Annotated in this window: 22 protein-coding genes; 16 read left to right on the top strand and 6 right to left on the bottom strand. The window is 61.5% G+C overall.

The window, feature by feature from the left end; genetic code table 11:
• Window positions 1-28: 28 nt before the first annotated feature.
• Window positions 29-538, bottom strand: a complete 510-nt coding sequence (locus ACY9XZ_RS14805) for a universal stress protein (protein WP_463457793.1) — start codon at window positions 536-538, stop codon at window positions 29-31.
• Window positions 539-765: 227 nt separating this feature from the next.
• Between ACY9XZ_RS14805 and ACY9XZ_RS14800 the strand changes: the two genes are divergently transcribed.
• The 9 genes from ACY9XZ_RS14800 (at window position 766) to ACY9XZ_RS14760 (ending at window position 12,578) form a co-directional block, all read left to right on the top strand.
• Window positions 766-1,812 (top strand): ATP-binding protein, encoded by a 1,047-nt coding sequence (locus ACY9XZ_RS14800; RefSeq protein ID WP_463457792.1) that lies wholly within the window; start codon window positions 766-768, stop codon window positions 1,810-1,812.
• A 953-nt stretch (window positions 1,813-2,765) separates the two neighbouring features.
• Window positions 2,766-3,038, top strand: coding sequence for a DUF7521 family protein (locus tag ACY9XZ_RS14795; protein ID WP_463457791.1), 273 nt, complete (start codon window positions 2,766-2,768; stop codon window positions 3,036-3,038).
• A 657-nt stretch (window positions 3,039-3,695) separates the two neighbouring features.
• Window positions 3,696-6,878, top strand: a complete 3,183-nt coding sequence (locus ACY9XZ_RS14790) for a molybdopterin-dependent oxidoreductase (protein WP_463457790.1) — start codon at window positions 3,696-3,698, stop codon at window positions 6,876-6,878.
• Window positions 6,878-8,059, top strand: a complete 1,182-nt coding sequence (locus ACY9XZ_RS14785; RefSeq protein ID WP_004594247.1) for a 4Fe-4S dicluster domain-containing protein — start codon at window positions 6,878-6,880, stop codon at window positions 8,057-8,059. Before ACY9XZ_RS14790 ends, ACY9XZ_RS14785 begins: the two co-directional genes overlap by 1 nt.
• 10 nt (window positions 8,060-8,069) lie before the next feature.
• Window positions 8,070-8,789, top strand: coding sequence for a TorD/DmsD family molecular chaperone (locus tag ACY9XZ_RS14780; RefSeq protein ID WP_463457789.1), 720 nt, complete (start codon window positions 8,070-8,072; stop codon window positions 8,787-8,789).
• Complete coding sequence (locus ACY9XZ_RS14775; RefSeq protein ID WP_463457788.1) at window positions 8,782-9,804, top strand: ethylbenzene dehydrogenase-related protein; 1,023 nt, start codon at window positions 8,782-8,784, stop codon at window positions 9,802-9,804. The genes ACY9XZ_RS14780 and ACY9XZ_RS14775 overlap by 8 nt, the downstream gene beginning before the upstream one ends.
• Window positions 9,801-10,715: a HEAT repeat domain-containing protein gene (locus tag ACY9XZ_RS14770; RefSeq protein ID WP_463457787.1), complete on the top strand. Its 915-nt coding sequence runs from the start codon at window positions 9,801-9,803 to the stop codon at window positions 10,713-10,715. Before ACY9XZ_RS14775 ends, ACY9XZ_RS14770 begins: the two co-directional genes overlap by 4 nt.
• 2 nt (window positions 10,716-10,717) lie before the next feature.
• Entirely contained in the window at window positions 10,718-11,329 is a 612-nt protein-coding gene (locus ACY9XZ_RS14765) for a hypothetical protein (protein WP_463457786.1), read from the top strand.
• 1 nt (window position 11,330) lies between these two features.
• Window positions 11,331-12,578, top strand: coding sequence for a P-loop NTPase (locus tag ACY9XZ_RS14760; RefSeq protein WP_463457785.1), 1,248 nt, complete (start codon window positions 11,331-11,333; stop codon window positions 12,576-12,578).
• Between the two features lie 170 nt (window positions 12,579-12,748).
• On the opposite strand, the gene ACY9XZ_RS14755 is transcribed toward ACY9XZ_RS14760, so the two are convergent.
• Both ACY9XZ_RS14755 and ACY9XZ_RS14750 read right to left on the bottom strand, forming a co-directional pair.
• Window positions 12,749-14,392 (bottom strand): sensor histidine kinase, encoded by a 1,644-nt coding sequence (locus ACY9XZ_RS14755; RefSeq protein WP_463457784.1) that lies wholly within the window; start codon window positions 14,390-14,392, stop codon window positions 12,749-12,751.
• Between the two features lie 382 nt (window positions 14,393-14,774).
• Complete coding sequence (locus tag ACY9XZ_RS14750) at window positions 14,775-15,221, bottom strand: hypothetical protein (protein WP_463457783.1); 447 nt, start codon at window positions 15,219-15,221, stop codon at window positions 14,775-14,777.
• 307 nt (window positions 15,222-15,528) lie between these two features.
• Between ACY9XZ_RS14750 and ACY9XZ_RS14745 the strand changes: the two genes are divergently transcribed.
• From ACY9XZ_RS14745 to ACY9XZ_RS14720, 6 genes are all read left to right on the top strand, one after another.
• Window positions 15,529-17,679, top strand: a complete 2,151-nt coding sequence (locus ACY9XZ_RS14745; RefSeq protein ID WP_463457782.1) for a PAS domain S-box protein — start codon at window positions 15,529-15,531, stop codon at window positions 17,677-17,679.
• A gap of 395 nt (window positions 17,680-18,074) precedes the next feature.
• Window positions 18,075-19,265 carry an AGE family epimerase/isomerase gene (locus ACY9XZ_RS14740; RefSeq protein ID WP_463457781.1) on the top strand — a complete coding sequence of 397 codons (1,191 nt, stop codon included), beginning with the start codon at window positions 18,075-18,077 and terminating at the stop codon, window positions 19,263-19,265.
• A 264-nt stretch (window positions 19,266-19,529) separates the two neighbouring features.
• Window positions 19,530-20,060 carry a hypothetical protein gene (locus tag ACY9XZ_RS14735; protein WP_463457780.1) on the top strand — a complete coding sequence of 177 codons (531 nt, stop codon included), beginning with the start codon at window positions 19,530-19,532 and terminating at the stop codon, window positions 20,058-20,060.
• Window positions 20,061-20,137: 77 nt separating this feature from the next.
• On the top strand, window positions 20,138-20,926 hold the full coding sequence (locus ACY9XZ_RS14730) for an SDR family NAD(P)-dependent oxidoreductase (RefSeq protein ID WP_463457779.1): 789 nt from the start codon (window positions 20,138-20,140) through the stop codon (window positions 20,924-20,926).
• 39 nt (window positions 20,927-20,965) lie between these two features.
• Window positions 20,966-21,967, top strand: coding sequence for an LLM class flavin-dependent oxidoreductase (locus ACY9XZ_RS14725; protein ID WP_463457778.1), 1,002 nt, complete (start codon window positions 20,966-20,968; stop codon window positions 21,965-21,967).
• A gap of 65 nt (window positions 21,968-22,032) precedes the next feature.
• Window positions 22,033-23,058 carry an aldo/keto reductase gene (locus ACY9XZ_RS14720; protein WP_463457777.1) on the top strand — a complete coding sequence of 342 codons (1,026 nt, stop codon included), beginning with the start codon at window positions 22,033-22,035 and terminating at the stop codon, window positions 23,056-23,058.
• A gap of 25 nt (window positions 23,059-23,083) precedes the next feature.
• Here the strand turns inward: ACY9XZ_RS14720 and ACY9XZ_RS14715 are convergent, their stop codons facing one another.
• A complete protein-coding gene (locus ACY9XZ_RS14715; protein WP_463457776.1) occupies window positions 23,084-23,428 on the bottom strand; it encodes an L-rhamnose mutarotase in 345 nt (114 codons plus the stop codon).
• 84 nt (window positions 23,429-23,512) lie between these two features.
• Here ACY9XZ_RS14715 and ACY9XZ_RS14710 point away from each other — a divergent pair, with 84 nt between their 5' ends.
• The gene (locus tag ACY9XZ_RS14710) at window positions 23,513-24,478 is read left to right on the top strand and encodes a mannonate dehydratase (RefSeq protein WP_463457775.1); all 966 of its coding nucleotides are present in this window, start codon (window positions 23,513-23,515) and stop codon (window positions 24,476-24,478) included.
• Between the two features lie 84 nt (window positions 24,479-24,562).
• Here the strand turns inward: ACY9XZ_RS14710 and ACY9XZ_RS14705 are convergent, their stop codons facing one another.
• Both ACY9XZ_RS14705 and ACY9XZ_RS14700 read right to left on the bottom strand, forming a co-directional pair.
• Window positions 24,563-25,390 (bottom strand): ATP-binding cassette domain-containing protein, encoded by an 828-nt coding sequence (locus tag ACY9XZ_RS14705; RefSeq protein ID WP_463457774.1) that lies wholly within the window; start codon window positions 25,388-25,390, stop codon window positions 24,563-24,565.
• On the bottom strand, window positions 25,387-26,394 hold the full coding sequence (locus ACY9XZ_RS14700; RefSeq protein WP_463457773.1) for an ABC transporter permease: 1,008 nt from the start codon (window positions 26,392-26,394) through the stop codon (window positions 25,387-25,389). The genes ACY9XZ_RS14705 and ACY9XZ_RS14700 overlap by 4 nt, the downstream gene beginning before the upstream one ends.

Genomic DNA, 26,394 nt, shown 5'->3' with positions numbered 1-26,394 from the left:
GGCTCTGTTGCCAGAGACTCATTGTCACTTATTCCGGGAGATAAAAATCGGATTTCGATTGTCTGTGCGGGGACGTGTTCCTGAGTTTGGCGATCTTGGCGGGGCTCCGGTTTCGAACGATGACGACATCGTAGGCGTCGTCCGAAGCAACCGATCCTCCAACACTACTGATACTTGTGACGAGATGTCCGGCGTTCTCGCTTCCGATGAATACCATCGAGGCGTCCTCTCTCTGGGCCATCTTGCGGATGGCTTTCGATACAGATCCGGATGGTGCGTACCGATCCACGACTTTGTGTCGGAAATCCGAGCTTGGACACAGGTCCGCCACTTGTTCGTGCAGTGTAGTGACAACTGTCTTTAGATCGAATTCTTCGTTGGGTCCGATCCAGCCGTGTTCCCGAGCGTACTTGGTATTCCCTTTCCGGATGACACTGACGGCCAACACGTCCTCTTCGAAGACGGTGCCGAACTCCGTCGCACGGACGAGTGCTGCCTCGGCCAATTCGGAGCCGTCGAAGGGGACAACAAGTGTCATACGATATCTCGTAGATCAGAAGACAAGTAATACCCACTTCGTTCCTATACCGTGAGAAACCGGGACCGCCCCAAACTCGTGTCCGATTACTCACACACGACTGATTCGTACTATCTCTATTCAGTCTAAACCCTGTGGCTGGCACGGTTCTTGCTAGTTTTGGGACACTATACACCGGTATGAGAACAGTAACCGGTATTTATTCCGCTCGGGGTGAATGAGTGAGTATGAGTAACGCGTCGCTTGGGCAACGACACGAGTTCCGGAGCCTCTTCAATCAACTCGATGGCGTTGCGCTATGGACGGCCACCGGACCCGCCGAATTCGACTATATCAGTGCGGGCTTCGAGGATATCTGGGGAATTCCTCCCGAAGAAGTCAAAGATGACGTCACTCGGTTACTCGATACCATCCACCCCGAAGACCGGGACCGTGTGCGAAAGAATATCCGATCTTCAGATCAGGGACTCACCGATCACACGTATGAGGGCCGCGTCGTACGACCGGATGGGTCGATTCGCTGGGTACTCACGCGGCAGGTGCTTCTTCGAGATGATGACGGCGAGGTCGCAGAAGTCGTCGGGATCTGTACAGATATCACGGAACAAAAGCGTCGCGAGCAGGAACTCGAACTCCTGAACCGGATCATCCGCCACGATATTCGAAACGATATGATGGTCGTACTGGGCTGGGCGGAGATGCTCGAAACCCACGTCGATACTGAAGGGGAGGAGTACCTACAGAAAATTCTCTCAAGCGGTGAACACGTCGTTGAACTGACTGAGATAGCCCGCGATTACGTGGAAACGGTTGTTTCAAACGAGGATCTAACCGTGGAGCCGGTGTCGCTCTGTTCGGTTATCGAGACGGAGTTGTCGCTGCGCGAGGAATCGTTCCCCGCGGCAGTGTTCCGTCTGGATCGCCCGCTCCCAGAGGTCGAAGTCGCGGGTAATAGCATGCTCAGTTCGGTCTTTCGGAATCTGCTGAACAACGCCGTCCAACACAACGATGCGGAGACCCCGATTGTCGAGGTGACCTGTGAGGTCCACGACGACGATGTCGAGGTTCGGATTGCCGATAACGGACCGGGGATTCCGGACAATGAGAAAGAGGTCGTGTTTGGAAAAGGGGAGCGCGGACTCGGTAGCTCAGGGACGGGGATCGGGCTCTATCTCGTTCAGACGCTGGTCGCCCAGTATGGCGGCGATATCTGGGTCGAAGACAATGAGCCGACGGGAACCGTTTTTGTCGTCAAGCTGCCACGCGCAGACTGATTGGACGCCGATTTCATCGACGGACGAAAACACTAGTACCATGTCGATCTCGCCGTAGGCCTACCAGTTACCATCCCCTCCCGACGGTACATCGTGGATACTCAGTCATCGCAAAGCCAATAAAATAACATAAAACATCACAATGGTTTTTTGTACCAACTACATACCGTTTGGTTGGGTTCTGGTCCCCGCTCAATCTCCCCTGGAATCCGATCAAGTTCATCGATTGGCCCGGGTCCAGAACCCGTCGTCGTGGATGATGACTCCGAGTGGTGGGTTGCACGCGACTCCCACACCTACCCCCCGGCAGCCCACCATTCCTTGGTGTCAGCACCCGTGCTGCGTTCTGACGCTGGTTATTGAAACGGATACTTATGTTCCGTCTTACAGGGGAGTGGACCAGCCATCAGATGGGGAGTGATAACTTTGTCAGTGTGTGACTTACTGCCATAAGAGCTATTCATCAAGAGTGCATTATGACTAAACGGGTTCTGGTCCCCACGACGGGCCACTCAGCTTTGTCCCGTTCGTTTCACTCCATGCCTTGGGTCCAGACCCTCGTGCCTCTGACTAGTGGATTGCGGGTGGCACGTCAGTGCCCATCGCCACCCGATGTCCGCTTTTCAGCGGGAGCACAAAAACCGGGTCGTGAAGTGTTGCCGCAGGAGGAACGTTGGATAGGAAAGCTGTAGCCTGCGGCTGATCTGGTCACGGGCCGAGTATCGACACGTCACAGCAGTGGTAGCCTCGTCAGGGATGGCTAACAGAGAGTGTATTGTGAGACATGTAATATCCAGGCCCCATTTGGTGTAGAACGGGAATATGTTCGCGATATTCATTAACGTAAATAGCTGTATTAGGGCCTAATTTTGCCGATAATCGGGAATACTGTTTTCAGATACTGGTAATCGTCCAAGTTATATAATAGACCGTCAGCGAGAGTACGAACCAGAATGCAACTGGACACACTTGTTTTGGTGACAATCAAAACAGTGATTCTTGTTTGTGGAACCGTGCTGACGTGGCTCACGTACAAGGCCTACCGCCGAAAGAAAGCGTCGTACCTACGAGCGCTCTGTATGGGAATTGGGTTCATCACGGCCGGAACCCTACTCGCGGGAAGTGCTCATCAGCTCCTCTCGCTTTCTGTTGTCGAAAGTACGATCATTCAGAGCAGTTTCACCGCCGTCGGATTCGTCATGCTCTTGTACTCACTGTACTCCTGATGAGAGTACGGACCAGGAACTCTATTCCCGGTGTGGAGTCCAGTAGACGCAGACCCAGCAGACACAAGCGGCTGACCGATCCGGCTTGTCGGAGTGATTGACGGAGCACGGGGACGAGGTCGCCACGACCGGCGGATGGAGTCTCCGTTCTTCATTCAATATCAAGCGGCCGACCACACGACGGACACCTCTCATCGACAATCGTCACCGGAGTGTCGCAGTCCGGACAGTACTCCCGGTAACAAGCCCGATCACCCACACACAACCGTTCGGTCGACGGGAGCAAAATATCTTTGGCGACCTCCACGGATCGAATACAGTCACTGCTCATCTCGATAGAACTCAAAAGCAGTCGGGAGTCACTACAGACCCCGGCGAGACACGGCGTGTCCACCGTGGCCTTATAGACACACCCGACAGTGGGGTGGTTGGAAATCCGTTCCGCGATCAAGCGGTTCGGGTACGAAAGGGGGACCGGAAACTCGCCATAGTCTTGACTCAGCGACTATTTGGAGACGGACACTCCTTCCTATACCTATTTTCGCCGAATATCTTCGTACCGTGTCTCACCAATTGAGAACCTGTGGTATTGTTCATTTAGCAAAAGCCGTGGGTACCTACCATGCAGAAACGCGCTGTCCAACGGAGTGATCGTCGGTGAAACTGTCACGGCGGGACTTTCTGACCGCGGCTGGCGCGGGGACGGTCGGTGCACTCGCCGAAGGTGCTTGGGGCGCGACACAGTCCACAGAACCGATAACGAGCGTGGATAACCCGCTCAAGTCCTACCCCAACCGGGACTGGGAACAGGTGTACCACGACATCTACGCGTACGACGAGGTGGACTGGACGGTGTGTCACCCCAACTGTACGCAGTCGTGTGCACTGAACTTCTACATGAAAAACGGCGTCCCGATACGGGCCGAGCAGGTGTACCACAACGAGGAGCCTTCAGTCGGCCCGTCGGGCTACGAGGACGCCGGCGTCAGCCAGCACTGGAACCCCCGTGGGTGTATGAAGGGGCTGTCGCTACACCGCCGGACGTTCGAGCCATCCCGGATCAAGTACCCGATGGTCCGGAAGGGGTGGGACCCCGAGGACCCTAACCCGGAGGGCCGCGGCGAAGACGAGTTCGAGCGGGTCTCCTGGGACGAAGCCATCGACCTCATCGCAGAGAAGATGGCCAGTCTGGAGGACAACAAGCGGTTCCACATCTTCAACGCCATCAAGGCCGACGGGCTGTTCACCCGCCACGGCTCGGGCCGCCGACTCGCATCTATCTTCGGCGGTTGCGAATGGACCGAGTACGACTGGTACGCCGACCTGCCGCCGGGCCACGTCATCACGACGGGGTATCAGACCTCCGACGCCGACGCCGCCGCCTGGCGGAAGGCCGACTACACAATCATCCAGGGGAAGAACCTCATCCACAACAAACTCGCGGACAACCACTTCCTGCAGGAGACCCGCGAGCGCGGCGGGAAGATGGTCGGCGTCTACCCGGACTACTCGCCGACGGTCCAGAAGTGCGACCGGTGGCTCCCGATTCGCCCCGGCAGCGACCCGGCGTTCGCGCTCGGCATCGCCCACGTCATCATCAACGAGGACCTGTACGACCCCGAGTTCATGCGGAAGTTCACGAGCCTCCCGCTGTTGATCCGGGAGGACACGGGCAAGTACCTCCGCGCCCACGAGGTGTTCGAGGACCACGAGGAACCTCCGGAAGACATCGAGGAGCAACACGAACACAACGACTGGGGCGATTTCGTCGTGCTGGGCGAGGACGGCCAGCCGGTAGCGATGACCCGCGAAGAAATTGGCGAGGAGATGCCGACCACGCCACAGTTAGACGTCGACACCGATATCGAACTGACCGACGGGTCGACAGTCACCGTCCAGAGCGACTTCGCCCGCCAGCGTGACAACATCATCGAGAACTACGACCCGGAGACGGTCGAGGAGATCACCACGATTCCGGCGGACAAGCTGGCCCAGACGGCGCGGGAGTTCGCCGACGCCGAGAAGGGCCAGTGGTTCACCGGCGAGGGCATCAACCACTGGTTCCACTCCAACGACGCGCTCCAACGGGCCGTGTTCCTCGTCCAGGCGATGCTGGGCAACATCGGCGACGCCGGCCAGGGGTACTACAACTACTCCGGCCAGTACAAGATCGAACTGCTGGACGGCTACCCCCACTACGTCAACCCCGACGGCAATTCCGCCCACGGGATGTATCCGGGCTACGCCTTCGCCTTCTTCGGCGGTGAGAAACTCGACCCGCACGACGTCCGTGGGGACTTCGACCGCGAGATGGACCTCGTTGCCCAGGGCGACGCCGAGGAGCCGGTAATCCCCGAAGGGGGCAAGACGTTCACGATGTCCAAGCCGTCGATCCTGTGGACGATGAACTGCAACCTCCTGAACCAGACCAAACATCAGGAGCACGTCATCGAGAACTTCGTCAAACACCCCGAGACGGAAAACGACCTGTTCATCGTCTCGGACATGCACATGACCTACTCCGCCCGGCACGCCGACATCGTGCTTCCGGTGCCGTCGTGGCTGGAGTGTGAGTATCCCGACATCACCATCGGACCGGAGAACCCCTTCGTCCAGATGGACCACGGCGTGATGGACCCCATCTACGACACCAAGCAGGACGGGGAGGCCGTCGCGATGGTCGCCGAGAAACTCGACGAGAAGATCCCGCCCGAAGAGCGAAACGTCGACTCCTACCGGGCGTACTTCGAGGAGTTCCTGGACGAGGATGGCGACGTAACGAACTACATCCAGGAGACGTTCGACCGCGGAATGACCACCCAAAGCATCGATGTGGAGGACCTGGAAGACGGCCCGGAACGGCTGGATCTGAAGACGTACCCGCGGATTCCGTTCTACTCGCAGGTCCACGAGGACCGGCCGTTCTACACGAAGACCGGTCGGATGGAGTTCCACAAGGAGGAGGACCGCTTCATCGAACTCGACCGGGACGACATCGACCACGTCGAGAGCGTCGAGGGGACCCCCTACGGCGTGAACAAGAAGTGGGACGAGGCCAAGGACGAGGAGAACCCCCTCTATCATGACGAGGGCAACCAGTTCTACTACAACACCCCACACCCGAAGTACCGGACCCACTCCTCGTGGGGGATGACCGACTGGAACCTCATCTGGGCCTCGCGTGACTTCGGCAGCGTCAGCGGCGACCCTGAGGGGACCGACCGGCTGGTCGACGACTTCTCGTTCCCCACTGGTGACGGCGAATCCGAAGACGTCGCGCCGCTCGGTGAGGCCTTCGTCGAGATGCACCCCAGCGACGCGGAGAACATCGACGTGGAGAACGGGGACTACGTCCGTATCACCGGCAAGCGCGGCGACCTCGTCGTCAGGGCGATGGTCAGCGAACGCCAGCGCCCGCGGTCGGCCGGCGACATGGGGCAGTTGACGCTGTGGCACGGCTGGTGGCCCCAGCACTTCCCGGACGACGAGGCCGACGAGGACGGCATCAAGGGGTACAACACGATCACCAACATCTGGCTCGACCCGCTGCAGGAGACCGACGACCTCGTCCACAAGGCGGTGTTCGGCGATCCGAACATCTCCGACATCGTCGACGAGGACATCGCCTGGCACGGCGCGGAACTGGAACACGGCTACGAGGAGACGGTGTGGGCCCCGACGGGGACCAACCGGGACGACCTCGTGGACGTCGAGAAGTACGAAGAAGCGGACTGGTGGCCCGGCGACGCCCGCCGGGACGACCTCGTCGAGGATTACATCGGCGGGTCCCTGCAGCCAAGCGGCAGTAGCGGAGCGAAGACGTCCGGAGGTGACGACTGATGGCACAAACGTACAACCCACAACTCGGCCGTGAGCACAGCTACCCCTACGAACATCGCGAGGAGGAGCGGGACTACCACTGGGGGATGGTCATCAACACGAACCGGTGTATCAACTGCAACACCTGCTCGTTTGCCTGCAAGTCCACCTGGACCAGCGGCGAGGGCGAGGAGTACATGTGGTGGATGAACGTCGAGACCGAGCCCTACGGCGGCTACCCGATGGGCTGGGACATGCGGCTGCTCGACGATTTAGAGGCCGACCAGACTATCTTCGACGCCGCCGAGAACGGCGAGCAGGTCCGCGGGTACATCGCCGAGAAACAAGCGTGGGAATACCCCGCGCTGGGCGACGACCAGGTCCACGGGGAGTACCCCGAGGGCGAAGTCGTCGAATCCGACCTCGAAAACGACGAGTACCACGACATCTGGCAGTTCTACCTCCCGCGGCTCTGTAACCACTGCAAGAACCCCGCCTGCCTGGCGGCCTGTCCACGGAAGGCCATCTACAAGCGCGAGGAGGACGGCATCGTGCTGCTGGACCAGGAGCGCTGTCGGGGCTACCGTCGCTGTGTGAAGGCCTGTCCGTACCACAAGCCGATGTACAACCCCGAAACCGGCGTCACCGAAAAACCGGTCGGCTGCTACCCCCGCATCGAGGAGGGGAACGTCCCGCGGTGTGTCTCCTCCTGCATCGGGAAGACGCGGCTCCACGGCAACATCAACCGCGGGCCGGACGCCGGACCGGCGGGGGGCAAATCCTCCGCCGCGTCTGGTCGCTCGCCAATCAACTACCTCGTCCACTCCGACGAGAAGGTGGCACTGCCGCTGTACCCGCAATTCGGGACCCAGCCGCAGGTGTTCTACATGCCGCCGTACCACGTCCCGCCGGAGTTCCTGACCCAAATGTTCACGCCAAATACCGAGGTCAAGGAAAACGAGTGGCCCGGCGACACCTACGAGGAGTCGGTCCGCATCGTGCAGGAGCGGGCCCGCAACCCCAGCCACGAGGTCCTCGGGATTCTCCAGCTGTTCGGCGCGACGACGCGGCTCATCGAGACCTACAACGTCAAGGAGAACCGCGTGAAGGGGTGGGACCGCAACGGCGAGAAGGTCGTCGACGTGCCAATCGAAGAGCCCATGGAGGTCCGCGAGGGCGAACAGTGGACCAACCAGCCCTGAGGTGCGTACAATGAAGAACACGCCACAACACCACACGCGACGCGCCGCACTGTACGGGTTCGCCGCGACGGTCTTCCAGTACCCCGACGAAGCCGTCGTCGGCGATCTGATTGACGAGGAGGTACAGGACGCTGTCCGGCAGGCCGGGGCCGCCCTTGACCTCGAAACTGAGGTCGACGCGCTGCTGAGCGCGCTGGAGGGCGTCGACCGCGACTCGCTCGAACCAGCGTACAATCGGCTGTTCGGCCTCCCGAGCGACGAAGGAACCTATCCAGTCGTCCCCTACGAGGCCCACTACACCACCGGCGACGAGGTCAATGAGAGCCAGCGCCGCATCGCTACGGTCGTCGGCTTGCTGGAGGAGTTCGGCCTCGAAATCAGCGACGAGTTCGACGAGCGCCACGATCACGTCACCGTCGAACTGGAACTGCTGCAGGTGCTTGCCGCACAGCGGGCGGTCGCTCTCGACGACGGCGACGACGAGACGGCCGTTCGCCTCGCACGAGCGGGCGCGACGGTACTGGACGAGCATCTCGGCGACTTCGTTCCCGCATTCGCTCATCGGGTCCGGACAACCGTCGACGGCGGGGGCACGTCCGACCGTGACGTGCCCGAAACGTGCGCCGTCTACGCCGCCGCCGCGGACCTAGCGGCGGCGCTCGTCGAGTTCGACGAAGCGAGCCATCCCGATCCGGTGTCGCCCGGGACGGGGGTGAGAGCCGATGGTTGACCTGGACTACGAGGCGGCCCGGCGGGCGACGACGGCGACGGCGCTCGTCATGGCGCTCCTGGTCGCCGGCCAGATGGCCGTCGCGGCGGCGGTCACCGGTGGCCAGCAGCCGATGGTCGCGACGGACCAGGTGCCACAGACCGCCGAGAGCGACCGCTGGTCCGAGGCCCCGTCCCGGACTGTGTCGCTGTCGAAACAGCAGATGGCCGTCCCCTACGGCGGCGGCAGCATCGACGAGATGGAGGTGCAGGCGCTCACTAACGAGACCCACATCGCCTTCCGACTGACCTGGGAGGACCCGACGAAGGACACGAACATCCGGTCGCCGGAGAACTACAGCGACGCCGCGGCCGTGATGCTGAGCAGCGGCGAGAAGCCGCCGATAACGATGGGTGCGGACGGCGACCCGGTCAACATCTGGTATTGGCGGTCCCAGTGGCAGTACGGGAACGACCAGGAGGCCGAGTGGAGCGGGGACATGTACGCCTATCCCCACCCGGATGGGGAGACCAAACCGGGCATGGCCGCTGGAAACCCCCTCTCACAGAGCCAATATGAAAACTATGGCCAGAACTACTACGCGGCGGGGTATGGGTCGCTGAGCAACGCCCCACAGCAGAACGTCGACGCGCAGGCCACGCGCAACGGCGACGAGTGGTCCGTCGTCTTCGTTCGCGATCACACCGGCGAAGGACAACACGACGCGACCTTCTCACAGAACGAGACGATGTATCTGGCCTTCGCCGTCTGGAACGGAAGTGCAGACGAGGTCAACGGCAAGAAATCGCTGACGATGCAGTACAGCACGCTGGACACCACATCCGGGGAACTCACGGCACCCGAGAGCGGCGGCAGCGGGGACGGTTCGAGTTCAGGGAGCGCCGCAGGGGGCGATTCCAGTGGCGGCGACGGTGGTTCGGGCGGTAGCAGCAACCCGCTGTTCACCTCAATCGGAACGCTCGTCGCGGCGACGGTCGCCGGCTGGACGATCCTCTACTGGAGGCTGGCGCGATGAGCTACGAGAACTGGAGTGCGCGCGGTCGGACGCCGGGCGAGACGGAGGCGGCGGTCCGAGACGCGCTGGACGCTCGGCGGGTGCGGATCCGGCAGGACGCCGCCATCGCACTGGTCGATGCGGCTGAGTCCGGTCTCGACAGACCGACGATTGACGCGCTCGGAGAGCGCGCGCTGGAAGACGACGACCCCGAAGTACGGCAGTTTGCCGTGGAGGCCCTCGGTGTCGCCGGGGCCGAGCCCGCCGTTGTCCGGCAGGCGCTCGACGACCCAGAGCCGTGGGTCCGAGCCGAAGCCGTCGTCGCCCTTTCGCGGGTCGGCGGCGACGCCGACCAGCTGAAAGGTGCGCTTGACGACGACAGCGGCTGGGTGCGACGGAACGCGGTCATCGCGCTGGGCAAGCGCGGCGACGCCGACCAGCCGCTACTCATCGACTGTATCAAGACTGACCCCCATCCAGCCGTCCGCGAGTACGCCGCGCAGTTCCTCGGCGGCGTCGCGGCGGACGTATCGGAGGCCGAACGGATCCTGGCCGCGATGCTGGCCCGGGAGCCCAACGCCTTCGCCCGGGCGAAAGCCGCCGAGAGCCTTGGCGACCTCGGGACCGACCGGGCCGAGCAGGCCCTTGAAGCTCACGGCGTGACCGACCAGAGCGAGGACGTGGCCCGCGCGGCCAAGCAGGCGCTCGCGAGCGCCCGTGGGACCGACCCCGAGGAACTAGATGTCGAGATCGGGCCGCCGTCGGCTCCCGGTAGCGGGCCGGATACGCCCGCCGAACAGTCCGTCGACGGCTACGACCCTGCCGGCTCCTTTGGCTCTACCGGGGCCGGGAGCGGGTCGCCAGCCCCCGGCGGCGCGCCCGGGTTCGACCCCCGACGCGACCTGAACACCGACCCGGAGGACAGGACCTGACGATGCCATACGAACTCGACTCGACCGGCACGGCAGCGGCACAGGACGAGAAGGAGTCAGAAAGCGACGATGGCGGCGGTCTTGAGTCGTCGCTGGGCATGACCATCCCGGAGGACCACGTCGGCGCGTTCGTCGCTGAGGCGCTGGAAGACCCCGAGCGAGCGACGAACTGGGACGACGTCGTCGACACGATGGTCGCACCCGCCGCACGGGACGCCTGGGCGGCGCTGAGCCCGGTCGAGCAGGCGACCGAAGTGCTCTCGAAGGCAGCCGAGTTCGACCGGCGGGCCATCGAGCACTTCGAGGCGGTCCCGCTGGACGGGGACCGGGGCGAGGCTGAGACGGACATCGACGAGGGGCTGCGGTGTCGGCGCAACGCCGACACGTTCCGGGACGGCGTCGCCGCCGCGTACGGCGACGGGCGGCTCGACGACGACGGACTCGTCGCGGCACTGGAGTCTGCCGAGTTCGACACGGAGGTCATCGCACAGCGGGAAGACCTGTTAGAGCGCATCGACAGCGTGTTCGAGGTCGAGTACAGTCCCTACGGCGGCACACTGATGGATGACGACGACGGCCCCGAGCCGGAGACCGAACACGGGGAGACGTGGTAACATGTCCGAAAAGAACTCCGAACCCACGGAAGACGCTGTCAGGGAAGCGCTTCGAACTGTGTCCGCTCCCGACGGCGACGAAAACGTGGTCGCCGCGGGCCTGGTAGATTCCGTCGCAGTCTCCGGCGGGGCTGTCACGGTTGACCCGACGCTGTCCGAGATGGACCCCGCTGCGGCCGACACGCTCGCCGACCGGATGCGCGCGGCGGTGCTAGAGTGTGGCGGTGTCGAGGAGGTCCGACTGGAATCGGATATCGCAGAGCCGGACCACGGTACTGTCGTGCCCGGCGTGGACCGCATCATCGCCGTCGCCAGCGCGAAAGGCGGCGTCGGCAAGACCACTGTGGCGACTCAGTTGGCGCGAGGACTGGCCGCAGCCGGCGAGCGGGTCGGCCTGTTCGACGCCGACGTGTACGGCCCGAACACGCCGGAACTGCTCGACATCGAGGGGCCGCTCGGTTCGACTGCCGACGGTCGGGCGGAGCCGGTCGAGGTCGATGGCCTGCAGGTCGTCAGCGTCGGGCTGATCGCCAACGACGAACCGATGGCCTGGCGCGGCGCGATGGCCCACGAGGCCGTCGAGGAACTGCTGACCGACGCCGCCTGGGACGTCGACACGCTCGTGCTTGACCTGCCGCCGGGGACCGGCGACATCGTGCTGACGACGCTGCAGTCGTTCCCCGTCGACGGGGCGGTGTTCGTGACGACGCCGTTCCCGACTGCCGCCAGCGATACGGAGCGCTCGACGGCGCTGTTCCGCGAGGAGGGGGTCCCGGTGCTCGGTGCCGTCGTCAACATGGCCGGGTTCACCTGTCCCACGTGCGGGGACGACCACGCCCCCTTTGGCAGCGATCCCGAACTCAGTACGGAAGTGCTCGCGGAGCTCCCTATCGACGAATCGCTTCGCTCGACCGAGGGAGATGTCCCGGCAGCCTTCCGTGAGTTGGGCGACGACGTGCGCGAAGCCCTGGCGGACCGGGCAACTGTCGCCGTCCCGGACACGGCGCTCGATCTCCGCGGCGTCCCTGACCGGGCCCGCATCGAGCAGGTCCGCGCCGAGTTCGATGCGCTCGCCCCCGGGGAGTCGCTCCACCTCGTGACTGATACCCGCCCAGGCGACGTCAGCGGAGCCCTCGAAGATCTCGCATCGGCACCGCCACGAGTTGCTATAGAACAGAAAGGCCCCGGCGTGTGGGCGCTCCAGATATCCAGAGCCGATCCCGACCCGACCGAAGACGTGACCTGCTAAGGGACGGTCCAATCCCGCACCGGAGTCGATATGTTGGATCGCTTGTGCTGTTGAGTTCCGAGGGCTGAGCCATCAAACGGATCCAGTCACGCTATCGGAGCGGTTCCGGCCCCACAGCCAACCGCTCGCAGGCGGCATCCGACCGGAGCTAGTCAGGATTGACTGGCGACTCACGCCTCGATTTGGACACCGACAATTTCGAAGCGAGCGCCGCCGGCGTCGCTACTGGTCACCCGTATCTGCCAGTCGTGGGCTGCGACGATTTCGCTCACGATCGCCAGTCCCAGCCCCGTTCCCTCGGTTGCTGTCGAGTAGCCCGATTCGAGGACTTTCTTGCGGTCCTGTACCGGGATACCCGCCCCGTTATCAGCGATAAAGAACCCGACTTTGTCGTCGAGGGTCCCCACCCTGATCTCCACGTCAGCGCCGCCGTGTTCGATCGCGTTCCGGAAGAGATTCTCGAGGAGTTGCTGGAGCCGTGTCGTATCGGCCATAAACGTCCCGTCGCTGTCGATAATGAGGGTCGCTGTGTCCGATTCAACGACTGCCCAGGCTTCCTGGGCAACGGCGGAGAGGGTGACGCGCTCACGCTCGGCTATCGGCTGGCCTTGCCGGGCAAGCGCGAGCACGTCTTCGATGAGCCCTTCCATCCGGTCGAGGGCGCGGGCTGTCGCGGCAAGGTGTTCGTTGTCGTCTTCCTCCCGGAGGTAGCCAACGCGTCCCTGTGCGACGTTGAGCGGGTTTCGCAGGTCGTGTGACACCATACTCGCGAACTGTTCCAGTCGTTCGTTTTGGCGCTCCAACTCACGGCGGTACTCCTCGCGTTCGGTCACGTCGGTGAACGCAACCGACGTTCCCAGGCGGCTCTGATCGGTCGTGAACGGCCTGATGCCGAGGTGGTAATACTTGAGCCCGCCAGCCATTTCGAGTTCGAAGATGGTGTTCTCCTCACTGCCAGTAATATACTCGGCGAGTTCGGGGACCACTGTCCCGATATCCTCGTTCACCTCAAGCTCCGGAAACAGCTCTTTGGCCTTCGTGTTAAAATCGCGAATCCGGTACTCGTCGTCCAACACAAGGACTGGATCGTCCTGCTGTCCGGTTAGCTGGACGGTCTGGAAATCGTCGATGAATACGAAGAGCACGCCAATGGCGAACGCGGCCACGCCCAGTGGTTCGTACGTGATATTGAGTATCGTCGGACTGACGACTGCGAGCGCATCGAGGACAATCGGGAGCCCGGTGAGCCCGATCAACCCGAGCAGGGACGTGGTGTCGTGGCCCACCTGCCGGAACAGCTCAAAAAGCATGAAGTAGCCGACGACGGCGAGCGCGTAGGCGAGCCCCATGGCGAGCCAGTGCAGTTCTTGAGAGAGGATAGATATATGTGGAAACGGGGTGACCAGCACCTCCGGTTGGAAGTATCGCTGGTGAAGCGGGTTCGTGACCTTCACGAGCGAGATGATGAGGAAGATCGCGACAGCGGCCCGTCGGATCGAGGTGGATTTGTGGAGATTGCGCCCAGTGTACGCCGAGCAGAAATACAGCCACGGTCCGACGGTGCTGAGCCCGATGAGCAGGCCAATGTGGTAGAACACGAGCTTGAGTTCGACAGACGGAGCGAGGAGGAATCCGAGGTGGGCGACCGACCATCCTCCGCTTGTGACGAGCAGAGCGACCAGTCCCCGCCGGGTGCCGCCGTTGGTGATCGCACGGGCACGGGGGAGACTCGCGAAACAGGCGAGTGCCGCAATCCCGAACAGAAGAACGTAGGCTACAAAGACTGGATTGAGAGTCGGTGAAAGATCGGACACTATACTACTCCAGTATGGGGGGCTAAGCGAGATTAAAACTGTTGTTGCAGCCGGTAAGTGGTAGTGTGAGTGACAGTGGGACCGGTCTGTAGCTCGGAAACCGGATCTGGCTGCCCCTGTAACTTGGTTCGCGCTTCGCCGCCGATCGCGGGCAATCAGACGCTTCGCGTCCGATGACAACCGGGGCTTGCTGGCTCACACACCGTCAGAAGCTAAACTAAACACGGGTCGCCGGGCCCCAAGAGCCGGTAGTACGTGCTTTGTTCGGCTGTCACTGTGGCGATCTCGGCCGGTGTGTACTTCTCACCATGTTGATTGTAATTAGTTCAGATACTCGCTACCCGGGGTGGCGATATTTTTCACAGACGTACAGCCGACAGTATCAGCCCCCTCGCAGCCGCCGAATCCCGACGCTGCCCATCGCGAGTCCGATGAGGAGAAAGGGACTTATCTTGACGTAGTCGAAAATCTGTGATGACGACCCCGTTGTCGTCACTTCGTATATTGTACCCTCGCTCTGTACGTAGTAGTAGCCAACGTCGTCAGTGTACCGCCATTCCGGTGCCCGGTTTTCGGCGCCATAGACGGTGTGACTACCGTCGGTAGCCAAGGCGTCTCGAAATGCTGACTTTGCTTCCGGTGAGAGTTCTGCAACGGGCGTTACGGTCTTGGTATCCGGGACCTCGTCAACTTCGACGGTCCGTTCGATCGTATGTATGGACTCGACCTCACCAGGATGGGGGACAAGAACAAATCCGAGGACTATGATCGTGAGGCCGGCAATAACGAGGGCACCGCCAGCAGGCTGTCGATTGTTTGGGGAGGGCATCGATAGATGCTGACAAGCGTCGGTAAAAATATGTTATCCTCTGCCCTCAAGCCCTTTTATCGATACAGGCTACCAATAAGTCCTCGGATGTGATGTGCTTTTTATTGAGTTGCGGGCGTTTGATTAGGCGATCGGAGACGTTCCTGAATCGATCTGTCGATTGACTGTGATCACGAACCATGTTTCTGGATGGGATTGCCACACACGTTAGTGTGAATCTGTGGTTCCGGCTGGTGAGATCATTACATACTACCACCAAACATGTTTTGAGTGTGTGTGATTGACAGACCAGTATGGTGTGCGAGTGATGAGCGCATCCGAGGAATCGATCTCCGTCCTATACGTCGATGATGATCCGCAACTGGCAGCGTTAGTTGCGACGTATCTCGAACACGAAGACGAGCGATTCACGATTGAGACGGCGGCGAGCGCAGCCCACGGGCTGGATCGACTCGCCACTGCTGATTTCGACTGCATCGTGTCCGACTTCGATATGCCAGAACAGAACGGGATCGACTTTCTCAAAAGCGTGCGTGACGACTATCCCGACCTTCCGTTTATTCTGTTTACTGGGAAGGGGTCCGAAGAAGTCGCATCCGAAGCGATCGCTGCCGGAGTAACAGACTACCTCCAAAAACAGTCCGGTACCGAGCAGTACGAGCTACTGGCCAACCGAATCGATAGCGCAGTGGTCGAGCACAAAACCCGCACGTTCCAGGACGTAGCAAAACACGACCCGCTGCAACTCCTCGAACGTATTTCCGACGGGTTTCTGGCACTGGATACCGACTGGCGTTTCACCTACGTAAATCAACATGCACAAGAGATCTTTGACACACCAGCCAGCGAACTACTCGGCGAAAAGATATGGGACCTGTTTCCCGAAGCTAAGGAGACCGCTTTCTACGAGCACTACCATCGAGCACTCGCTGAGGGTGAGCCACGAACGCTCGAAGAGTACTTCGAACCGTGGGATCGCTGGTATAGAGAGCACATCTACCCGTCCGAAGATGGGCTCTCAGTACTCTCTTTGGACATCACAGAACACAAAAAACAGGAACGGCGACTCCAGCGACTCACCGAACAGTACGAGACAATCCTCAAGAACACGCAAGAGGCGATCTTTCTGCTTGACGTCGAGGACGGTGACACCTTCCGTATCTCTCAACTGAACCCCTCAGAAGAGGCCCTACTCGAACAGCCACCGGCGGATGTGACGGGGAAAACGGTCTACGATCTGTATGATACCGAAACTGCCGATAAAGCGACTGCAGCGTATCAGCGATGTCTCGAAGCGGGTGAACCGATCACGAGCGTCGAAACGTACCGACTAGACGGAACGGACCGAACCTTCGAGACGAATCTCGCACCGATTTTCTCCGATGGGGAGGTCACCCAGATCGTGGGCGTTTCCAGAGAAATCACCGAGGCTATCGAACGCGAAGAGTCACTTCGGCGGTTCCAAACGGTCGTCGACCAGGCCGGCACCGCAGTGTATATTACTGATCCGGACGGCGTGATTCAGTACGTCAACCGGGCGTTCGAAGAGTTGACCGGCTACTCCAGCAGTGAAGCAATAGGCGAAACGCCCACGATTCTCAACGCCGACGAACACGATGAAACATACTTCCAGGAGCTGTGGGAAACGGTTCGCAGTGGAGAGGTGTGGGAGGAAGTCATTACCGATCAACGCCAATCCGGAGAGAAATACAAGGCGGTTCAGACGATTGCCCCGATCACCGACGACCACGAAACCATTACCGGGTATGTTGCCATGCAAAACGAAATCACGGACCGGCTACTTGACCGGCAGCGGTTGAGCGTTCTGAATCGTATTCTCCGACACAATATTCGAAACGATTTGAGTGTGATTCAAGGGCAAGTGGAGTTCGTCATGGACGCAGTTGCGGACGAAGCAGCGCAAAGCGCGCTCCAGACGGTGCTCGATCGCTGCGAGCGATTGCTCAGAGAGACTGAGAAGGCCCGGGAGTTACAGCAGCTACTCGACCGAGAGCAGCACGAAAAGCAAGCAATCGGGACCGTCATTACAGCACTCCGGGAAGAGGCGGCCCGGATGCCCGGTGGCAGCGTCGAACTGAACTGTGAAATCGATACTGACAGGACGGTATTAGCGGTCGTCGAAAGAGCGCTCATCGAGCTTCTCCAAAACGCTATCGAACACGTGGACGACGAGCAACCCGTCAAAGTAGAGATCAAGAGCCACTCGGAGAATCAACTCGAAATAGCGATCTCCGATCGGGGCCCCGGATTGCCCGAAATGGAACAGCGCGTCCTCGATGGTGAAATCGAAGAGCCACTCAATCACAGCCAGGGTCTGGGACTCTGGTCCGCCTACTGGCTCATACAGATCGCCGGGGGGTCAATCAGCTTTGAAGAGAACGAACAAACCGGCTCCACGATTACTGTACGGGTTCCGCTGGGCGAAACCGAAGTCTAATTTCCAAACGGAGATCGATCAATTACTCGACCTGTATTGGACTTCTGGAACCAAAGCGCCAAAAACTAACCCAAACAGTTCAAGCATAGTATATCTAGGCACAAGCCACAATACTTTAATATTTTATTTATCTTATCGAGTTCACGATGGGTTATTTAATATCTTTTTATACCATGTTCGGCCATATAATCCTCGATAACAACATCGACCCCGACATTATGGCGATTTACGATCATCAATACGCAGTTCAGTACTCTCTATGGACTTGCGTGTCACTCGGCGCGGCGTCACCAGGCCGTCGATAGCTGAGAGCAGCGTATCTATCGGCAATCATATTACCAGTTACCAGCGGATTGAGCAGAACATTATTGCCACGGGGGACAGTGAGACGGTATATGGGTCGTGACTCGAAGTACCAGTCGGTCCAGTGGTTACAGGGGGAGATCAACGATATCCTGGAGTTCTACTATCCACAGTGTATCGATGAAGAGGTAGGTGGGTACATCGCACAAATCGACGAGGAGACAGGCGAGGTGTACGACCGCTCCTCGAAACACCTGGTTGCCACCTCGAGATTTGTCGTCAATCACTGTGTTGGGTCAACCCTGCACGGACCAGACTGGTGTCGGTCCGCGGCCGAACACGGTCTTCGGTTCCTCCAAACGCATCAACGCGATACCACCCGTGGTGGGTATCACTGGCTCCTCGAAGAGAAGACCCCGTACGACTCAAAACGCATCTGCTACGGCCACGCGTTCGCGTTTCTGGCGCTTGCCCGTGCCGTCGAGGCTGGGATTCCCGACGTTGCGGACGACCTCCAGCAACTGTCTCAGTTGCTGATCGACCGCTTCTGGGAGCCGGAGCACGGACTCTGCAAGAGCGAATACGATCCGGACTGGACTGCGGCCGCGGATTATCGCGGCCAGAATGCGAATATGCACATGTGTGAGGCGATGATAGCCGCGTACGAGGCAACCGATGAAACGCGATATCTCGAAAAAGCCACGACGATTGCCGAGTCTCTCGCAGTTGACCTGGCGAAAGAAACGGACGGGCTTATCTGGGAACACTACACGCGTGATTGGGAGCATGACTTCGACTACAACCGAGACGATCCGAGACACACGTTCCGCCCGTGGGGATATCAACCGGGCCACCAGATCGAGTGGGCCAAGCTGCTGGCAGTCCTCGCCAGACACACCGACGAGGAGTGGCTCGTTCCCAGAGCGGAAGAACTGTTCGGGGCAGCTATCTCCTACGGCTGGGACGACTCCGCTGGCGGCTTCTACTACTCCTTCGATCTGAATAAGGAACCGCTAGTCACAGAGAAGTATTCCTGGGAGGTGGCTGAAGCAATCGGGGCCGCAGCAGCCCTCTACGACCTAACCGGAGAGACGGAGTATCGAAGGTGGTACAACGAATTCTGGGAGTACGCCGACACCCACCTCATCAATCAGGACTCACGAAACTGGTACACCAAAGTAACGGAGGCGAACGACCCGGTTCCGACGCAATCAGGCGTCGCTGTGGAGCCCGGCTACCATCCCATCGGTGCCTGCCTCGAAGGGATCCGTTCGTATTCCTGACTTTCCTCCCGCCGAGCGTGTTACAAACCCAGAACTGCAGTTCGAGCCACTCACGTTTCGGGTTGTCGCCCCGTTCCCGACAGCACCCGCTGGTCTGGCCGGCCGAGCCATCGGCCCAGGGGCAAAATCCAAGATGTATGCTACCATGTCATCCACATGGTCCGGGACCGTGTTTGGGTAACGTTCGCGGTCGCTGGGCTTCTTCTGGGTCTCGGCGGATGTCAGGCCGTGTTCGGACAAAGCGAACCACCGCGGACACAGACTGTGACGCCGGCACCCATTCCCGGAGCCGAGACGCCAGCGAGCGTGGGCGCGACTGAGACACCGACAGCACCGCCAAACGGCCGCGCACTCGGTGGTGCATGGCCGGGCCAGTGGAGCGAGTTCGAACCCGAGATGTCGGCGGCCCTGTATCGGGGCGTGGAGCCGACATGTGAGCGGCCGCCGGCGCTGGTAGTTCGCCTACAACTCGGTGCGATACTCACCGACAACGGCTCTCAGCGCGGGGTCGAAACGACGTGGCGGTTCCTCGCACCCGCCGCGCGTCAGAGCTACGGCTCTGTCGAGAACTTCACCGAGACGTTCGGAACGCGGTACCGACCGCTCTTGGAAGCGAAGTCGGTCACACGGAGACCCTTGCAGCGAAACGGGAGTGTCGCAGTCCAGCCCCTCCGGGCCCACAGCAGCGGGTCGGGGACGACGTATCGCTGGCGTGTCGAGCGCCAGTCGCTATCGTCTGGTGAGGGGTGCTGGCTGACAACGGGGATAGTCGAAACGTCATCCGGAGATGGCTGAGTCTGTGGAAGGACCCAGAGACGGCTCCTGAAGCGCACTGCGGATACCGTTAAGTCACTGGCTGTGAATCTCTAGCTATGCCTGGAGAGCGACACGCAGACCGGATAGTGGTCGTCACCGGTGCGGCAAGTGGTATCGGGCGTGGCATCGCACGGCGGTTCGGCATGGAGAGCGCAAGCGTGGTCGTCGCGGACGTTCAGCGGGAGCCGAAACAGGGAGCCCGGTACGACAGCGACGTCACGACCCCGACCGACATCGTTATCGCCGAGGAGACGCCCGGCGAGGCCACGTACGTCGAGACCGACGTGGGCAACCCCGACAGCGTCGCCGCGATGGTCGACGCGGCAGTCGACACGTACGGCGGTATCGACGTCCTCGTCAACAACGCCGGTATCCAGATCGTCGGGGATTCGCAGTCGACGACCATCGAGGAGTGGCAGCGGTCTATCGAGATCGATCTCAGCGGGGCGTTCTACTGCGCCAAGTTTGCGGTCCCACACCTCGTGGAACGCCAGGGGCAGATCATCAACATCGGCTCTGTGCGGGGGTTCGAAGGCGGCGGTGGCCCGCCGTACGCGGCGGCGAAAGGCGGCGTCGTCAACATGACCCGGGACCTCGCGATGGAACTGGGCGAGGACGGCGTTCGGGTCAACTGCATCAACCCCGGCTACATCGAGACGCCGCTGCAGGACATCAACACCGACGAGGACGTCGCCAAGGCGGAGGAACACACGCTCTTGCCCCGGTTCGGGAAACCCGAAGACGTCGGCGACGCCGCCGTGTTCCTGGCCAGCGACGAGGCGTCGTTCATCACCGGCGCGAACCTGGCCGTCGACGGCGGCTGGCTCGCACACAGCGGGCTGTGAACCCCAAACAGTTATTCTCGTTCCGCTGTCAGTAGGCGTATGCAGTTCGACTGGATGGTCCAGTGCTACGCGGGCGCTGGCGTTCACCGGGACACACCGATGCTCGACAGCCTCGACCGGGAGACGGTCCTCCAGGGCGTAGACACGGCCGTCGACACCGGGCTTGAGGGGTTGTGGGCCCCCGACCACTTCATGCTCGGGCCGAAAGCCGAGGAGTTCGAGGTCTGGACGCTGCTGAGCGCGCTCGCCGAGCGGACGGACGATGTCGACCTCGGGCCGCTGGTCGGCTCGATTACGTACCGGAACCCCGCCTTACTGGCGAAGATGGCGACGACGGTCGATATCCTCTCGTCGGGGCGGCTCCGGCTCGGGCTCGGGGCCGGCTGGCACGAGGAGGAACACCGCGCTTACGGCTTCGACTTCCCCAACGTAAATACCAGAATAGAAATGCTCGACGAGGGGATTCAGGTCGTCAAGTCGATGTTCACCGAAGAGAATCCGACCTTCTCGGGGGACCACTACACCATCGACGGAGCGCTGAACGAGCCGAAACCGGTCAGCCAGCCCCACCCACCGATTGTCGTGGGCGGCGCGGGGCCGAAGATGCTCCGCCTCGCCGCCCGACACGCCGACGAGTGGAACGTCGAAATCAGCGGTCGGGCTCGCGGCCGCTCCATCGAATTCAAGGCCCGGAAATTCGACGAGTACCTCGAAAACGAGGGCCGAGACCCCGAAGAGGTCGCACGGTCCTGGCTCGCCCATGTGCTCGTCCGAGAAGACGAAGCTGCCGTCGAGTCGGCCGTCGAGGACATCTTCCCGCTCCCGTGGGGCGAGGAGTCGGATATGGACGACGAGCTCAGTAACGCCGCCGAGGCTCGGGAGAAGGGCGACATGCTTATCGGGACGCCCGCACAGGTCGCTGAACAGATCGAGGGCATCCGCGACCTCGGGTTCGAGAAGCTCCAGCTGCTGTTTCTGGACTTCCCCGACCACCGTGGGATGGAGCTGTTCGGCGACGAGGTTGCCCCGGAGTTCAGGTAACAGCCCTGGAACTCAGTCAGCAGGATGGAAAACAGTTTTACAGAGCCGTTCGAATATCTCGGGTGATGGATTACCGACAGCTCGGCAGCACGGGGACTCGTGTCTCCGAACTCTGCCTCGGCACGTGGCGCTTCGGCAAGGAGACGAACGGCGTGGTCGAGACCGGCCGGGAGGAGGCCCACGAACTGCTCGATGCGGCCTGGGACCGTGGCGTCAACTTCATCGATACCGCGAACGTCTACGGCTCCCCGCACGGCACCAGCGAGGAGTACATCGGCGAATGGCTCGACGACTACGACCGCGAGGACTTCGTCATCGCCTCGAAAGTGTACTTCCCCTTCGACGGCTGGGGCGAGCCCGGCCCTAACGACTCGGGGCTGGGCCGCAAACACATCCGCGCACAGATCGAGGGGACGCTGGACCGGCTCGGCACAGATTACCTCGACCTGTACTACATCCACCGGTGGGACGAGGACAGCGACATCGAGGAGACGTTGCAGACGCTGAACGACCTCGTGCGCGAGGGAAAGGTCCACAACCTCGGGGCCTCGACGATGGCGGCCTGGCAACTGACGAAAGCGCTCTGGACGAGCGACGTCGAAGGCCTCGAACGGTTCGACGTCACGCAGCCGCTCCACCACGCCGGTTACTACGAGGACGTGAAGGAGTATCTCGACGTGTGTGCCGACCAGGACATCGCAGTCTGCCCGTACTCTCCGCTGGCCGGGGGGTTCCTCACGGGCAAGTACGAACGCGCCGACCCGGACGACCCGGAAGCCGTCGAGGCTCCAGATGGGTCCCGGGGGAGCTTCGACGACTTCTTCGACGACTACTACCTCTCCGAACGGGGCTGGCATGTCCTCGACGAGATTCGGACCGTCGCCACGGAGGCCGACGCGACACCCGCACAGGTCGCACTACGCTGGCTGATGGACTGGGACGAATTCACCTGCGTCCCTATCGTCGGGGCCCGAACGGTCGATCAGCTCGACGAGAACGTCGCCGCGACTGACGTCGCCCTCTCGGACACGCAGTGGGACCGCATCATGGACGCACGGTACGACCCCGACGGGAACCTCTGGGGTCACTGACGACAGCGCCGCGACTTTCGTCGTCTCACTCGGCGTTGGGCTCGAAGTGCCAGACCCGCTCCATGAACGGGATGCCCGCTTCGGGGTCAGCGTCTGCATCGACGCCCGACTGCTTGAACTGGCCGGTGTAGCGCTCCCACTCGGCGACGGCCTCGTCGCCGTCGACAGCGTCGAGGTAGTCATCCAGGTCCGCACACTCCAGAATGCAGACCGCGACGTCCTCGCGGACGTACAGTTCGAACGCCTCGACGCCGCCCCGCTCCATCGCGTCGGTCACACCTTTGGGGACGTCGTCGTGGGCCGCGACGTAGGCCTCGCGCTGTTCGGGGTCGAGTCGCTGGACGTAGACGGCACGCTCGGTGTCTGCCATACTCGTGTCCACTCATGGCGGATAAATCAGCGTTACGGGGGCGGCAGCGGTGGGTATTAGTGACATCCCTCCGAGTGGACGAGTATGGTTTCGCCCGCACTGGTGTTGCCACACGAACCTGACGAACGCTGGCATCTCGCACGGCAACTGGGCGTCGACGACGCCGTCATCCACCCGCTGGAGGTCGGCGACGGTCGCACGCAGTGGACCTACGATGACCTGCAGGGCCTCTCGAACTGGCTGTCCGAGGTCGGACTGAATTTCTCCGTCCTGGAGGGGTCGGTCCCCATCTCGGACCGGATCCGCCTCGGCCACGCGGGGCGGGACGAGGACATCGAGGTGTTCAAGCAGTTCCTCCGGAACTGTGGTGAGGTGGGCATCCCGGTGGTCTGTTACGACTGGATGGCGGGCGTCCGCTGGGCGCGGACGGGGGCCCACGTCGAGGCCCGCGGCGGCTCCTACGTCACCGAGTTCGACGTCGCTGAGACCCGCGGCGGGCCCGAGACGCTCCCGGACGCGACACACGAGGCTCTCTGGGAGGGGTTGGAGTACTTCCTACAGGAGGTCGTCCCCGTCGCAGAGGAGGCGGGTGTAAAACTCGGCCTTCACCCCGACGACCCGCCACGGGCCTCGTTGCGGGACATCCCCCGCATCGCCACGAGCGTCGAGAACTACGACCGCGTGCTAGACGCCTACGACAGCGAATACAACGGGATCACGTTCTGTCAGGGCAACTTCGCCGCGATGGGTGCGGACATCCCCGCGACAATCGAGCGCTTCGGCGACCGAATCAACTTCGTTCACTTCCGCGACGTCGAAGGTGACGCCGACCGGTTCGTCGAGACGTGGCACGACGACGGCCCGACGGATATGCTTGCAGCGATGCGGGCCTACGAGCGCCACGTCGACGATGACGTGGTGATGCGACCCGACCACGTCCCGACGATGGCCGGCGAGGACAACTCTAACCCGGGCTACCACACGAACGGGCGGCTGTTCGCTATCGGCTACATGCGCGGGCTGCGGGAACAGGCCCTGTCAGATGGCTGACCGCGGTCAGGTGTCGACGGCGGACCGGAACCCCGGCCGACCAGTTACGCAGAGATCCACCCGACAGCGACACCCCGTTCCCCGCTAATCGTCGAGGCGACCGCTCGATAGCGTCCCGGTCGTCATCAGCTCGTTCAGTTCCTCTATGTCGGTCTCCTCGGGCTGTTTGATGTCCACGAGTCGGCCCTGGAACAGGACACCGATACGGTCGGCGTGTTGCAATACCGATTCGATGTTGTGACTGACGATGACGATGGTGATGCCCTGGGCAGCCAGTGTGTCGATGGTGTCCTGGACGAGCCGAGTGGCGTCGACCGACAGCGCGCTCGTAGGTTCGTCCAGAATGATGACGTCCGGGTCGAACGCGAGTGCCCGGCCGATGGCGACGAGCTGTCGCTGGCCGCCCGAGAGGAACTCCACCTCCGTCTTGATGTCCAAATCCCGACCGAGTTGGTCCATCATGATCTGTTCGGCCCGCTCGTAGGTCTCGCTCCAATCGATGATCCGGAACGGACCGAACCCGGTCCGCGGGAACTGGCCCATGAAGATGTTGGTCGCGATGTCGAGGTCGTCCATCAGTGCGAGGTCCTGATACACCGTCTCGATGCCGTTGTTGCGCGCCTCGGACGGATTGGTGAAGTTCACCGGCTGGCCGTCCTTGTATATTTGCCCCTTCGTGGGTTTATGGACGCCGCTGAGCATGTTCATCAGCGTCGATTTGCCTGCCCCGTTGTCGCCGACGAGCGCGAACACCTCCGAGGGCTGGATGTCGAGCGACACGTCTTCGACGGCGACGATACGACCGAATTGCTTGGTGACGTTTTCGGTTTGGAGTTTCGGCGTCCCGGCCGCATCAGCATCGTCACTTTCTGCGTGGCGCTGTTCCGTCGCACTCCCGTCTTCGACACTCATACCGCACCACTCGCGAGGATGCGACTGCGGATCTTGCTCTGAGTGCTGTACAGCAGAATGGCTACAAGCAGGACGATACCGTTTATCATCTGAATCTGTGTCGCTTCGATAACCGGACTGTTGTTCAGCGCCGACTGGATGACCTGGATGAGGATGACGCCACCGAGCGCGCCGGTTATCTTCCCGCGGCCGCCGAAGAGACTGATACCGCCGATGACCGCGCCGGCGAAGGCCTGGAACACGAGCCCCTCCCCTATTAGCGGCGGGACGACGCCGACAAACCCGGTCAGCATCAGTCCAGCAATCGCCGACAGTACACCGCTGATGGTGTAAATGAGGATGATGAGCCGGTCGGTATCGATGCCGACTTCGCGGGCGGAGTGCTCCGAACTCCCGAGCGCGTAGACGGCCTGTCCGAAGGAGGTATACCGCAATACGAGTCCGGCGACTAGGAACGCCACCAGCATCAGCCCGATGGCGAACTCGGGTGTCCCGCCGACCCTTGTGTACATGAGCGGGAGACCCGTGACCGGCTGTGTCTGCATCGCCGTCTTCGCGCCCTCGAAGATGATGAGGAACGCCAGCGTCTGCAGGAACGGGTTCAATCCGACCTTCGCGATCATCACGCCGTTGGTGAGACCGATGACCGACCCGACCAGCAGGATGATGCCGAAGCCGATCCACGGGTTCGTTGTCACCGACCAGCAACTCGGGCAAGTGCCGAGGAGCATCCCGGTGAACATCGCCGAGAACCCGGCGATGGAGCCGATCGAGAGGTCGAAGTGTCCCGACAGGAGACACAGGCTCTCCGCCAGGACGAGCAGCCCGATGGGGACGGCCCCCCACAGGATCAACCGGGCCGACCTGAACGTCTGGGGCACGAAGGCGAGCACCCCAAGCAGAACGATGGCCAGTATCGGCCAGATCATGTTGTCTAACAGCGTCAACATCACGTCGTCCCGGTCCCCGAAGGTCCGGCCGATGAGTCCTTGTTCCGTTGCCAT

Source organism: Haloarcula sp. HT12, from assembly GCF_055271655.1.
Note: the sequence above shows the minus strand (reverse complement) of the source record. Positions and strands in the feature narration are given on the sequence as shown.

Excerpts from the sequence above, each read along its gene's own strand:
- ACY9XZ_RS14805 (WP_463457793.1), bottom strand. The coding sequence starts at position 538 with ATGACACTTGTTGTCCCCTTCGACGGCTCCGAATTGGCCGAGGCAGCA.
- ACY9XZ_RS14800 (WP_463457792.1), top strand. The coding sequence starts at position 766 with ATGAGTAACGCGTCGCTTGGGCAACGACACGAGTTCCGGAGCCTCTTC.
- ACY9XZ_RS14795 (WP_463457791.1), top strand. The coding sequence starts at position 2,766 with ATGCAACTGGACACACTTGTTTTGGTGACAATCAAAACAGTGATTCTT.
- ACY9XZ_RS14785 (WP_004594247.1), top strand. The coding sequence starts at position 6,878 with ATGGCACAAACGTACAACCCACAACTCGGCCGTGAGCACAGCTACCCC.
- ACY9XZ_RS14780 (WP_463457789.1), top strand. The coding sequence starts at position 8,070 with ATGAAGAACACGCCACAACACCACACGCGACGCGCCGCACTGTACGGG.
- ACY9XZ_RS14775 (WP_463457788.1), top strand. The coding sequence starts at position 8,782 with ATGGTTGACCTGGACTACGAGGCGGCCCGGCGGGCGACGACGGCGACG.
- ACY9XZ_RS14770 (WP_463457787.1), top strand. The coding sequence starts at position 9,801 with ATGAGCTACGAGAACTGGAGTGCGCGCGGTCGGACGCCGGGCGAGACG.
- ACY9XZ_RS14765 (WP_463457786.1), top strand. The coding sequence starts at position 10,718 with ATGCCATACGAACTCGACTCGACCGGCACGGCAGCGGCACAGGACGAG.
- ACY9XZ_RS14760 (WP_463457785.1), top strand. The coding sequence starts at position 11,331 with ATGTCCGAAAAGAACTCCGAACCCACGGAAGACGCTGTCAGGGAAGCG.
- ACY9XZ_RS14750 (WP_463457783.1), bottom strand. The coding sequence starts at position 15,221 with ATGCCCTCCCCAAACAATCGACAGCCTGCTGGCGGTGCCCTCGTTATT.
- ACY9XZ_RS14745 (WP_463457782.1), top strand. The coding sequence starts at position 15,529 with ATGAGCGCATCCGAGGAATCGATCTCCGTCCTATACGTCGATGATGAT.
- ACY9XZ_RS14740 (WP_463457781.1), top strand. The coding sequence starts at position 18,075 with ATGGGTCGTGACTCGAAGTACCAGTCGGTCCAGTGGTTACAGGGGGAG.
- ACY9XZ_RS14730 (WP_463457779.1), top strand. The coding sequence starts at position 20,138 with ATGCCTGGAGAGCGACACGCAGACCGGATAGTGGTCGTCACCGGTGCG.
- ACY9XZ_RS14725 (WP_463457778.1), top strand. The coding sequence starts at position 20,966 with ATGCAGTTCGACTGGATGGTCCAGTGCTACGCGGGCGCTGGCGTTCAC.
- ACY9XZ_RS14720 (WP_463457777.1), top strand. The coding sequence starts at position 22,033 with ATGGATTACCGACAGCTCGGCAGCACGGGGACTCGTGTCTCCGAACTC.
- ACY9XZ_RS14715 (WP_463457776.1), bottom strand. The coding sequence starts at position 23,428 with ATGGCAGACACCGAGCGTGCCGTCTACGTCCAGCGACTCGACCCCGAA.
- ACY9XZ_RS14710 (WP_463457775.1), top strand. The coding sequence starts at position 23,513 with ATGGTTTCGCCCGCACTGGTGTTGCCACACGAACCTGACGAACGCTGG.
- ACY9XZ_RS14705 (WP_463457774.1), bottom strand. The coding sequence starts at position 25,390 with ATGAGTGTCGAAGACGGGAGTGCGACGGAACAGCGCCACGCAGAAAGT.
- ACY9XZ_RS14700 (WP_463457773.1), bottom strand. The coding sequence starts at position 26,394 with ATGGCAACGGAACAAGGACTCATCGGCCGGACCTTCGGGGACCGGGAC.